This window comes from Prevotella sp. AM42-24 (assembly GCF_003461825.1).
GTDB classification, from domain to species: domain Bacteria; phylum Bacteroidota; class Bacteroidia; order Bacteroidales; family Bacteroidaceae; genus Prevotella; species Prevotella hominis.
This window is the reverse complement of record NZ_QTXV01000007.1, coordinates 1-11,676: the sequence shown is the minus strand read 5'-3', so window position 1 is coordinate 11,676 and position 11,676 is coordinate 1. Positions and strand designations below refer to the sequence as shown.

11 protein-coding genes and 1 tRNA gene are annotated in these 11,676 nt (G+C 42.0%); 2 read left to right on the top strand and 10 right to left on the bottom strand.

From position 1 onward, the window contains the following. Window positions 1–66: 66 nt before the first annotated feature. Window positions 67–234 (top strand): 4Fe-4S binding protein, encoded by a 168-nt coding sequence (locus DW917_RS03775; protein ID WP_022120089.1) that lies wholly within the window; start codon window positions 67–69, stop codon window positions 232–234. 446 nt (window positions 235–680) lie between these two features. On the opposite strand, the gene DW917_RS03770 is transcribed toward DW917_RS03775, so the two are convergent. The 9 genes from DW917_RS03770 to DW917_RS03730 form a co-directional block, all read right to left on the bottom strand. After that, entirely contained in the window at window positions 681–2,114 is a 1,434-nt protein-coding gene (locus DW917_RS03770) for a tetratricopeptide repeat protein (protein WP_118116626.1), read from the bottom strand. Between the two features lie 99 nt (window positions 2,115–2,213). Continuing rightward, on the bottom strand, window positions 2,214–3,176 hold the full coding sequence (locus DW917_RS03765) for a PstS family phosphate ABC transporter substrate-binding protein (RefSeq protein ID WP_022110625.1): 963 nt from the start codon (window positions 3,174–3,176) through the stop codon (window positions 2,214–2,216). 22 nt (window positions 3,177–3,198) lie between these two features. Then, window positions 3,199–4,047, bottom strand: a complete 849-nt coding sequence (locus tag DW917_RS03760; RefSeq protein ID WP_118116622.1) for an energy transducer TonB — start codon at window positions 4,045–4,047, stop codon at window positions 3,199–3,201. Window positions 4,048–4,078: 31 nt separating this feature from the next. Further along, window positions 4,079–4,723 carry a biopolymer transporter ExbD gene (locus DW917_RS03755; protein WP_118116620.1) on the bottom strand — a complete coding sequence of 215 codons (645 nt, stop codon included), beginning with the start codon at window positions 4,721–4,723 and terminating at the stop codon, window positions 4,079–4,081. Continuing rightward, window positions 4,724–5,368 carry a biopolymer transporter ExbD gene (locus DW917_RS03750; protein ID WP_118116618.1) on the bottom strand — a complete coding sequence of 215 codons (645 nt, stop codon included), beginning with the start codon at window positions 5,366–5,368 and terminating at the stop codon, window positions 4,724–4,726. A 30-nt stretch (window positions 5,369–5,398) separates the two neighbouring features. Then, window positions 5,399–6,235 (bottom strand): MotA/TolQ/ExbB proton channel family protein, encoded by an 837-nt coding sequence (locus DW917_RS03745; RefSeq protein WP_118116616.1) that lies wholly within the window; start codon window positions 6,233–6,235, stop codon window positions 5,399–5,401. Window positions 6,236–6,533: 298 nt separating this feature from the next. Continuing rightward, window positions 6,534–7,727 carry a pyridoxal phosphate-dependent aminotransferase gene (locus DW917_RS03740; protein WP_022110636.1) on the bottom strand — a complete coding sequence of 398 codons (1,194 nt, stop codon included), beginning with the start codon at window positions 7,725–7,727 and terminating at the stop codon, window positions 6,534–6,536. Window positions 7,728–7,852: 125 nt separating this feature from the next. Next, window positions 7,853–9,061 (bottom strand): bifunctional 3,4-dihydroxy-2-butanone-4-phosphate synthase/GTP cyclohydrolase II, encoded by a 1,209-nt coding sequence (locus tag DW917_RS03735; protein ID WP_118116614.1) that lies wholly within the window; start codon window positions 9,059–9,061, stop codon window positions 7,853–7,855. A gap of 9 nt (window positions 9,062–9,070) precedes the next feature. Next, window positions 9,071–10,999, bottom strand: a complete 1,929-nt coding sequence (locus DW917_RS03730; RefSeq protein WP_118116612.1) for an LptF/LptG family permease — start codon at window positions 10,997–10,999, stop codon at window positions 9,071–9,073. Window positions 11,000–11,248: 249 nt separating this feature from the next. Here DW917_RS03730 and DW917_RS03725 point away from each other — a divergent pair. Beyond that, window positions 11,249–11,322, top strand: a tRNA-Met gene (locus DW917_RS03725). A gap of 92 nt (window positions 11,323–11,414) precedes the next feature. Here DW917_RS03725 and DW917_RS17685 read toward each other — a convergent pair. Continuing rightward, window positions 11,415–11,676 (bottom strand): hypothetical protein (locus tag DW917_RS17685; protein WP_233524624.1); only part of this gene is annotated, 262 nt, incomplete at its 5' end.

The following is an 11,676-nucleotide window of genomic DNA, read 5'->3' as shown; positions in this document are numbered from 1 at the left end:
CAGGCGAAAATCGTCTGTTGCATATGATGCTTAAAAACATTATTAACATTATAAAACATTATTATTATGGCTTACGTAATTGGTGACGATTGTATCGCATGCGGTACATGTATTGACGAGTGTCCATCAGGTGCTATTTCTGAGGGCGACAAGTATTCTATCAACCCAGATCTCTGCACAGAGTGCGGTACTTGTGCTGATGTTTGTCCTAACGAGGCAATCAGTCTTCCTTAATTTTTAAGGATGATACTTTAGTTACATAAAACTTGAGAGCGGCTCTAAGAGTCACTCTTTTTTTATTCCTCTCATTGTTGTCACACTTGCAATAGTTAGAGGATAGTTTATTCTATTTTCGATCAAATCTAATGATAAAAATCATTCTTTTTAGTGACTGAAAATAACCCATTTTTAATGTTGCGTTTTATAGGGGTCTAATGATGCGCTTTCTTAGGTGCTAATGATGCGCTTCGTTAGGGTACGATGATTCGCATCAGTTTTTTCTTGCTGATTTTCCTATATTAGACGCCAACCTGTTGATGTTTTTAGTAAGAGGCTACCGATGAATACGTACTGTGTTTTGGATGGTTTCTTTCTTGATGTTTGTGATTTCTTTTAAAGATACAAAAAAAAAGGATGAACTGCATCTCAGTTCATCCTTTTTTGTATTGTATGTTTTAATTTTATTCAGCAGCTTTCAAACCCTTCTCAATAGCGTCCTTAGCATACTTGTTGTCTGGATCCAGTTTCAAGAGTTTCTCCCAATATGGCTTAGCGAGATTAAAGTCCTGCTTGTCATAGTTGTAGATGAAGCCCATGTATTGATAAGCCTGCTTCAAGTAGCCGATTTCGTCTGCATCACACTGCTTAGCCTCAAGTTCTGTAATTACTTCCTGGTAAGCTGGAATCGCTTTGTCGTCCAACTCGTTCTGGAAAGCAGTATTACCTTCCTGTAACTTAGCAAATGCCTTCAGTGTAGGATACTTCTCTGCCAACTTAGCATACACGTCGATAGCCTTGTCGATATTCTCAACCTTCTTAGCAGCATCCTTGTTTTCTGCAGCCTTCTTAGCCTTGTTGATATAAATCTCAGCAAGCTTCATGAAGTCTGTTGGAGCAGCATCAGGATTCTTATCCATGTATTGCTGGTTGTATTCCAAAGCCTTGTCCTCATTGCCCATTTCCTTGTATGCCTCAGAGATATACAATAATGGTTTTGGATCCTCAGCCTTCATCTCCAATGCCTTCTGGTACTGAGCGATAGCTTCGTTGTATTGTTTGTTACCAGCTAAAGCCAAACCATAGTAGCTGATGATGCTTGAATTCTTCTTGATAGAGTCTGTATTCATAACGATGTTTGAGTGCTCAAGAGCTACATCATACTTTCTCAAATCAACAGCAGCGCGCATAGCCAAAACCTGCATAGCAGCATCCTTAGGGAATTTCTGAATACCAGCCTGGCAGAGGTTCAAACTTTCCTCTTTCTTATCGAGGACATATGCTGTGAATGCATACTCATAGTAGAGGTACTCTTCCAATGTAGATGGCTTTGCCTTAGAGAAATAGTCGTATGCCTTCTCGTAGTTACCTGCGCTGAAGAAATTGTGACCAGCTTCTGCCTCGATAGGGTAGTCTGGGTTGATTTCTCTCAGTTTGTTCAAAGCTTCTGCACTGGCAGCAGGGTCAATCTTACGATATACGTTAGAATAGCTAATGTATCCCTGAGGATTTTTAGGATCCATTGTCATACACTGGTTGTACCAGGTAGCAGCTTCACCACCGTTATCCTGCATAGCGTAGATATCACCCTTCAAGATATATGCATCACCATAGTTCTTGAATTTTGCAATGACTGCGTCAGCAACCAAGTTTGCCTTATCATAGTCCTTGTGCATTGCAAGGATATTACCCAATGCGATCAATGCCTTAGGATCTTTCTTGAACTCTTTCTGATACTCTTTAATCTCCTTTTCAAATTCTTTAGTAGCAGAGTTACCAGACTTCAATGTTGTCTCGATAGGCTTCAGCATGTCCTTGTAATTAACCTCCTGAGCCATTGCTGGAGCTGATAATCCCATTATCAGTGCTCCTGCTATTAAATATTTAATTGCTTTCATAATTCTAAACTTTAATTCTGTCCTTATTTTATGTAGTTGACGTTTACCTGTCGCTTTCGTTTATTCAATCTTATTTATTTTAACGCCTCTACACGATTTTTAGTTTTTTATGTTTACTTTCTTATAGGTGATATCTCCTCTATAAGGCAGTAATCCTGTTTTGAATACTATGAGTTGTCCACGAGGGTTGGTTATATAATTGGCGAAGCTCCATGGCAAAGCCTTATGAGGATCGACAACTATAGCATATAGTGTTCTAACGAATGGATATCTTCCATCGAGCAAGTATGCCTGATAAGGTTGCCAACTGTTGCTTGGTGTGGCTTTATCCTTTACAGAAACTCGCATTACATGAATATTCTTTTTGAATGTGGTGTTTGTAGAGTCTCTTCTGTCGTTTAACCAGTTAGATCCAATAACACCTATAGCATTTGGGTTTTTATCAACAAAATCAATGACCTGCTTACTGGTTTGAGCAGCCATGATTTTAGCACCAAATTTTTCTCCATGGAGAACAGAGTCAACTACATAGTTGGTAGTAGCAGAACGAGTATTATCGAAAACTACTTCTATGTCTCCTCTCTTAGAACCAGGGACTACGTCACTCCATTTATTAGCCTTACCAGTCAATATGCGCTTAATATCATTTACGGTAATACAAGTATCATTGTTGTTCTTGTTTACAATAAATGCCAAGCCATCATATCCGATAGGGAAGACGGAAGGAATAACATTACTTTTAGATTTGAGATAAGCGATTTCACTATCTTTCAGCGCTCTTGTAGTAAACAAGAGAGTGGTTTTGAAATCCTTTATCATTTGGAGTCCTGTAACCTCATCAGAATAGAGGGGTTTAAGGTGAGCCTTAGGATATTCAAACTCAAACTGGCTTCTTTCTTCTTCGATGATAGGACTTAAACTTTCGTCAGCTACAAACTGGATTGTACCTGAAGTTGGTGTATCTGTTCTGCCATCTTTGGCTTTCTTCTGGCCACAAGAGCCGAAGAAAGCCAAAGACAACATAATAGTTAATCCTATAAAAATATAAGATGTTTTTTTCATATTCAAATTTACTGCAAATATATTACTGCAATCTAAATACAACAGGTACGGTATATTTTACACGTACAGCAGAACCGTTCTGCTTACCTGGTTTCCATCTAGGCATTGCCCTAACAACTCGCTGAGCCTCACGGTCGAGTGAAGGGTCAACAGAACGCATAACCTTCACATCTGTGATAGAACCGTCTCTTTCAACGACGAAACCAACGATAACACGACCCTGTACGCCGTTTTCCTGAGCTACAACTGGGTATTTGATGTTGCTGCTGAGGAAGGACATCAAGGCGCCCTGACCACCAGGGAATGAAGGCATCTCCTCTACAACGTCGAAGACCTTGTTAGAAACCTCAGGCTTTGGTGCTGGTGGTGGTGGTGGAGTAGCGACTGCGATATCACTTCTCACAGCCTCGATGTTACGGTCTTTCACACCTTCCTCGTCCTTTGTACCGACAGCTACCTTAGCGTCGAGTTGATCCATCTGCTTAACCTGGTTTTCCTCTTTTACGAGTTCATCCTTCTTGATGACAGGTGCAGTAAACTTCTGAGTTTCACGAGCCACAGGAATCTCTTTTTTCATTTCAACCTTAGGCTGTACTTTCTCAGGCTTCTTCTTTTCCTTTTCAGCCTGCTTCTGGAGTTTAGCCAACTCCATAGCTTCCATATAAGCTTGCTGTTCTTCTGCTTGTTTCTGTTCGATAACTTTCCAAGCCAAGAATCCGCCTACGAGAGCTGCAGCAATGACCAAGATCAGAAGAGACTTGATGTTTCGACCGGAAGTACCCTTACGGAGCTGGTATGCACCATACTCCTTGTTCTTTCCGGCGAAAACCATATCGACCCATTTAGGATCGTAAAGATCAATTTTTGCCATTTCTTTCTTGTTTTAATTGTTAGTATTCATCTTACATCTTCACGCCTTTTGACTTGAGAAGTTTCTCATCGTCTGGGCTAATTTTGTCGATGACATACGTACCAATGTTCAAAATCTGCATTTCATCGAGTGCGTCAACCATATTCTTATATGATGCGTTATCAGTAGGCTTGATGACGATAGTAAGAGTCTCAATCTTGCGACCATCCAACTCACCACTCTTAATCTTGCTCAACTTCTTCTGATATACGCTATCTGGCATGGCTGGGTTCTTCTGACGCTCAGCGTTCAAAGATCTAACAGCAATCATAATCTGTTCAACTGGACGTAACCCCTCTCCGGTAGTGTGCTCGCGCAAGACCTTACGGATACCATTGCTACCCCATGTAGTCTCCTTGATCCAGTTAGGATCATTGTACTTAGGGATACCAGCACCATAATAAATCTTGTTGTCTGCAGTTACGTAAAGAGTTACGGTACCAGATTCCTTTGCTTCGTTCTTCTTGTCCTCTGGTTGGTTGTCATCATTACTTGGCATAGTCAGCTCCATTGTCTGAGGTTTGCTCAATGATGTACACAGCATGAAGAACGTGATAAGAAGCATGAGCATATCCACCATTGGCGTAAAGTCAACGCGGACATTCATTTTCTTTTGTTTGCTTTCTTTCTTACTCATTTATTCGTCCCCCTGTTGTTTTAACTGTGTAATCATATAGTAATGACTCTCGTCCATATCCTGGAGTTCGTTCATCACTCTCTTAACTGTCTTGTATGGTGTAGAAGCATCTGCCTTGAGGGCAATCTTGATTTCTTCGTTTACTGTACGAGCTGCTTGTACCCACTGCTGGAACTCACTCATACCACCATTGATACTGTCGAGAGGAATACCTTTCTTCTGGAGATACTCAGGACGCTTAGAAGCGTTCAATGAGAGGTATGTCTTCAAGTCGCCCATTGGAACACCGAATGTACCCTCACTCTTGAATGTCTCTTGCATCTTTGGAGTCAATTCAACACCGAAGTTGCTTGTCATTGAGCTTAAAGTACTTCCCAGTTGATCAGTATTGTCAATACTCATAAATACTTGGCCTTCGCCGGTAGGTCTACCAGCAGCGTCCTTTTCAGGACTTACCAAGATGGTCAGAACGCCGTTCTCAGGCACCTTAATCTCAGACACAGATCCTGGAGTATTTACCTTGACAGGCTCATTCTTTACGAAAGTAGAGGTGAGCATGAAGAAGGTAAGCAACAGGGTCATAACGTCTGACATAGGCGTCATGTCGATCCAGACGTCACTCTTCTTAATTTTTACTTTACCCATAGCGATAAAATTTTAAAGGGTTAGCAAAAATTAAGCCTCGTCTGCGTGGTTAGCTTCGTATGTCTGAGCAATTGAGTAACCTACCTCGTCGAGTGCGTATGTCAACTTATCTACCTTGTTGGTGAATGTGTTGTAAGATACAACGGCACACCATGAAGTCAAGATACCGAATGCGGTGTTGATCAAAGCCTCAGAAATACCTACAGAAAGTGCTGCTGAGTCAGCGCCACCACCTTCACCCATGGCCTGGAATGACTTGATCATACCGGTTACAGTACCGAGAAGACCGGTCAAAGTACCAAGTGTTACGATTGTAGCGATAATAGGCAAGTTCATTGTCAAAGTAGGCATCTCCAACTGTGTTGCCTCCTCGTGAGCCTGCTGAATCTTAGCTACCTTCTGTGCCTTCTTCAAAGAAGCATTAGCGCCAGACTCCATTGACTTGTAAGCGTTCAAAGAAGCCATAACAACGTTAGCTACAGTACCGCGCTGCTTGTTGCAGAGCTGCTCAGCCTTAGCGAAGTCATTTGCGTTCAAAGCTGTCTTGATGTTTGCAACGAACTTAGGAAGTGCACCTGTACCAGTAGCGGTCTTAAGAGCCAACCAACGCTCGATTGTCATTGCCAATACAGTGAGCAACAAAGTGTGGATAACAGGTACGATAACACCACCTTTGTAGATTGTACCCCAAATGTCTGCTGGGTGATCCTGTACACCTGGATCCTGGAAGTGCATGTCGTTTCCGAACCATGTGAAGAACAATGTGAATGCGATGATAGCACATACCACGATGATCCAGAATGCGCCTCTTACTCCCTGAAAGCCCTCAGACTTTTTAGCTGGGGCTGCTTGTTTTGTAGTTGCCATAATTTTACTTTTTAAATTATTAGTTAATAAATTTATTTATTGTTTCTTTTTTATATGCTTTCTGTTACCTTTTGGTGTTGTTGACACTTTCAGGTTATCGTTCTTGGTCAATCTTTTGGCAAAGATAATAATTTAATAAGAACTACGAACCTAATTAAGAAGTTTTAACGAGATATTTCTTATATTTGGTCAAAATATCTCGTTAATTTTTACTTTTTCCGTCTTTTATCCTTTTCTCGTCAAATTTTTACCCTTAAAGCATTCCGATATAAAAAGCCTCTTTTGGGGAGGCTCTTTTTTACTTGAGTTTGCTCAGGGCTTCTTTGATTCTGCGGATTGCTTCCTTGATGTTCTCGTCGCTTGTTGCGTAGCTCATTCTGAAGCAATCTGGATCACCGAAGGCATCACCACCTACAGTTGCTACATGTGCTTCCTCCAAGAGGTACATGGCGAAGTCTGTAGAATTGTTGATGGTCTTGTCTCCATTGCTCTTACCAAAGTAAGAGTTACATTTTGGGAAGAGATAGAAGGCTCCTTGAGGAATGTTGACTTCCAAGCCAGGAACTTCCTTGGCGAGTTTGACAATCAGGTCTCTGCGGCGCTCGAATGCCTGGCGCATTTCTTCTACTGCACTCTGGTCGAGTGTGTAGGCTGCTTCTGCTGCTTTCTGGCTAACGGAGCATGTGCCGCTTGTATATTGTCCCTGCAATTTGTTGCAGCCCTTGATAATCCACTCAGGACCTGCCAGGAAACCGATTCTCCATCCTGTCATAGCGTATGCTTTTGATACACCGTTTGCGATGATGACCTGCTCCTTGAGACCTGGTTCCTGGGCAATGCTGTGATGCTTGCCGATGTAGTTGATGTGCTCGTAGATTTCATCTGCAAGTACGAATACATCTGGATGCTTTCTGAGGACATCAGCTAATGCTGCTAACTCTTCCTTAGAATAGACGCTACCTGTTGGGTTGCTTGGTGAGCAGAGGATGAGCATCTTGGTCTTAGGAGTGATTGCTGCCTCCAATTGCTCTGGAGTCATCTTGAAGTCCTGGTCGAAACCTGCGTTGACTATGACTGGTACACCACCAGCCAACTTTGCCATCTGTGGGTAACTTACCCAATATGGTGCAGGGATAATCACTTCATCGCCTGGGTTGACAAGTGCGAGGATTACGTTGCAGATACCCTGCTTGCCACCTGTGCCTACGATTACTTCATTGACGGTATAGTCGAGTCCGTTCTCATTTTTGAGTTTGGCAACAATCGCTTTTCGCAAATCAGGATAGCCAGGAACTGGTGAATATCTGGAGAAGTTATCATCAATAGCTTTCTTTGCTGCCTCTTTGATATTCTCCGGAGTGTTGAAGTCTGGTTCTCCTACGCTCATGTTGATTACATCAATTCCTTGAGCTTTCATTTCACTACTCTTCTGTGACATCGCCAGCGTTGCTGAAGGTGCCAATCTGTTTAGACGATCAGATAATTGTGCCATAATTCAATTTATATTAATGTTTTGCCTGCAAAATTAATCATTTTATTTCTTTTAGAGAAGAAAAAGTGTCATTAATTCTATTCTTGCAATGAAATAATAACATCTTTTTTCTTTTTTCTCTCTTTTTAAAGGTGCAAGGTATGACCCATCCTGTCTCTTTTGGTCTTGAGATAGCGCTCGTTGTATTTGTTTGGTACTACTTCGATAGGTACATTTTCTACAATTTCCAGACCATAAGCTTCCAGGCCAACTCGCTTGACAGGGTTGTTGGTGAGCAAACGCATCTTGTGAACTCCCAACTGGCGTAGCATCTGTGCACCGCATCCGTAGTCGCGCTCATCTGGCTTGAAACCGAGATGTGTGTTGGCATCCACGGTGTCATAGCCTTCTTCCTGCAACTTGTATGCGGCTATCTTATTCATCAGGCCGATGCCTCTGCCTTCCTGTTGCATGTATATGACTACACCTTTTCCTTCTTTTTCTATCATCTCCATTGCTCTGTGCAACTGCTGTCCGCAGTCGCAGCGCATGCTTCCCAAGATGTCGCCTGTAGCACATGAAGAATGAACACGTACCAGGATAGGTTCCTCTTCTTTCCATTCGCCCTTGATGAGAGCCATGTGCTCCAGTCCGTTGCTCGCCTGACGGAAAGGAATCAGTCGGAAATGACCATATTCTGTAGGCATGTCAACTTCTTCACCCACTTCGATGAGTGATTCCTTCTTCAGTCGGTAGGTAATCATATCTTTGATAGAGATGACCTTCAAACCCCATTCCTTGGCAAACTCAAGGAGTTCTGGAAGGCGAGCCATCGTTCCGTCCTCGTTCATGATTTCCATGAGAGCACCTGCAGGGTAGAGACCTGCCATTCTACAAAGGTCGATAGCTGCCTCGGTATGACCACTGCGGCGGAGTACGCCATTGTCTTGTGCATAGAGGGGGTTGATGTGACCCGGACGTCCGAATGTCTGAGCGGTGGAGTTTGGATCTGCCAATGCCTTGATGGTCTCAGCTCTGTCGTGTGCAGAAACACCTGTGGTGCATCCTTCCAGTTTGTCAATAGTTACAGTAAAAGGAGTGCCCAACATAGAGGTATTATCAGATACCTGGTGAGGAAGGTCCAATTCATCACATCTGCTGATGGTGATAGGAGCGCAAAGTACGCCTCTTGCGTGTTTGAGCATGAAGTTTACCTTCTCAGCATCTATCTTCTCTGCTGCAATAATGAGATCGCCTTCGTTTTCGCGGTCTTCATCATCTACAACAATTACGAATTTTCCTTCTTTGAAGTCTTTTACAGCATCTTCAATGTTGTTTAATCTTAAATCTGCCATTTTGATACTTTATTTTATAGTTACATTTTGATTATTACGTGTTTGTATATCTTTTATTCTGCCGAGGATATCAGTGTTTGTCTGAGAGATGATACGCAGGTCTCTGTACAGACGCATTCTGAATCTCCACATTCGCAGGTATAATACGATGCCGAATGGTACGATGATTGCCGCAGCGATATTCAGCCATTTTCTTTCGAATGGTCGTGTATGTGCCTTGGTGGCCAGAATCGGATATTTGTTCAAATCGTGCAGAATGAACTTGTTCTTTGTATTTGTCAGGTCTTCTATCACGTTTTCCAATTCCTCGTTGATGCGTTCTATCTCGTGGTCTGGCTGATATCTGAAGAATACATTGATGAAATTAGGCAGTCTTTTGAGGTGCTGCACCTTATTATATATATATACATCTTCTGTAATCTTTGCCAGTTTCTCTGCATTTGTCGTGTAATCTGGGTTGTTGATGATGACTTCTTTGCCGAAAATGTGGCGTTTCAGTCGGATGCCTAACAGTTTTGCAAAGAATTCCTTATAAGCATCAATATTGAACACGGCAGAATCGTTGGTGGCTTTCCAGGTGACGAAGATGGCCAATGGTATCATGACTGCTGATGCCAATCCCTTACCAAACCAGATGGCCCACATTCCGCTTCTTGCCATTCGGTATCCGGAATTATCCAAGATGAAGTAGATGATAAATATCAGCACGGATATCACAACTGGGAAACCGAGTCCTCCTTTTCGGATGATGGCACCGAGTGGTGCGCCGATGAAGAAGAATATCAGGCATGATAGGGCAAGCATGAACTTGTTGATGGCCTCGATTTTGTGTAATCTGATAATCTGGTCTGCATCACCAGTCATCATGCTCTTGAAGTCCAGATCGCTCGATGCTTGTCGAATATCCGACAGTGCGCTGTTGATAACTCTGATCTTCTGGTCTTGCGGGAGTCTGTTGAATAAGGTATCTATCTCATATCCCTTTGCATCTGCCTTCTTGATGGCATTGGCTGAGTCTGCTTTGCTGACAGATGGGATTCGGTAATATCTGACAGATGCATCAGCCAGATAGCTTCTTCCTACAGAGTCATATCTGGCATTCAGCGAGTCGATGGTATGATAGATCTGTTCCAAACTCTTGCCTTTGGCGTTATTGGATAGCGATGCTGCGTCTGTCATATTGAAGTCTGCATCGAAATCCAGAACAATTCTTTTGCTGATAAACGACTCTCTTCGGTATGGAACGGAAGCACTGTTTGCCATTTCGCTGCTTTGCATGTTCTCAAACCATTCGCCGCTCCAGAGAGTAAGCAGGAGGTGTTTCTTCTCGGCAGTACTCTGGAGCATGGCTGAGTCGGCAAGAATGATGGCAGCATCTTCATAGCTGTCTGTCATTCGGTAGATCATTACTCCATAGAGCTTACCTGTTTTGATATCTTTCTTCTGCACATACAGGTTGCAGTTTGGAATACCATCATAGAAAATACCTTCCGGGATTTCCAGTTCTGGACTCTTCTGCTTCATGGAGATAAGAAGCTGGGTGAGTTTCATATTGGAACTTGGACCAATATTATTTTGGAAGTAGAAGGAACCAAACATGATGATGATGGTGATGACAATCAGAGATCGGAAGGATTGCATCAGGGAAATACCCGCAGCCTTGATGGCTGTGAGCTCTGAACTTTCACCGAGATTACCAAACGTGATCAGTGAGGAGAGAAGAATGGCGAGCGGTAATGCTTGGGGAACAAGCATTAATCCCATATACCAGAAGAATTGAGCCATCACTTCCATGGTCAGTCCTTTTCCGATGAGTTCGTCAATGTATCTCCACAAGAATTGCATCATCAGCACAAACTGGCAGATGAAGAATGTTCCTATGAAGAGCAAGCCAAACTGTTTGGCGATAAATATGTCTAATTTCTTAATTCGAAGCATTTTATTTATGTCTATTGAACAAGTCGGTATATTCCGTTTATTCATTTTCAGTCTGCAAAGGTAACACAAAAAAATAGAATATCCTTCATTTTTGCAGATTTTATATATTTATTAAGGTGTAAAATAGGCTGCAAATAGGGGAAAAATAAAAAAATGCACTTTTTTCGAAAAAAAATGCAGAAAAATTTGTTCAATTCAAAATAATGTATTACCTTTGCACCCGCAATCGAGAAAACGATTTGCTGTGATGGCGGGATAGCTCAGCTGGTTAGAGCGTCGGATTCATAATCCGGAGGTCGTGGGTTCGGGTCCCACCCCCGCTACAAAAGAAACACTAACTGAAAAGTTAGTGTTTTTTTATGCTCAAAACTTTCCCTATTTTATTCACAAGGTTTTATAAAGTTATCCACATCTTTCAATTTATTGTTGATAACTGTTGTATATATCTGAATATGAAATGTTTATTCTTGTAGTTTAAGGTGTTGGTATCTTCATTGGATTTTGGATTATACCGCTTTTTATCTTCCTTTTTCTCCAAACCAGGTTTATAGGCTTTAATTTTGAAAATTATTAAAAAAAGTGCATTCTTGTTTGATATTTCAAAAAATAATCGTATATTTGTCACGAATTTCAATATTACCTCAAATCCGCAACCGCCCTCATAAGATGACACAGAG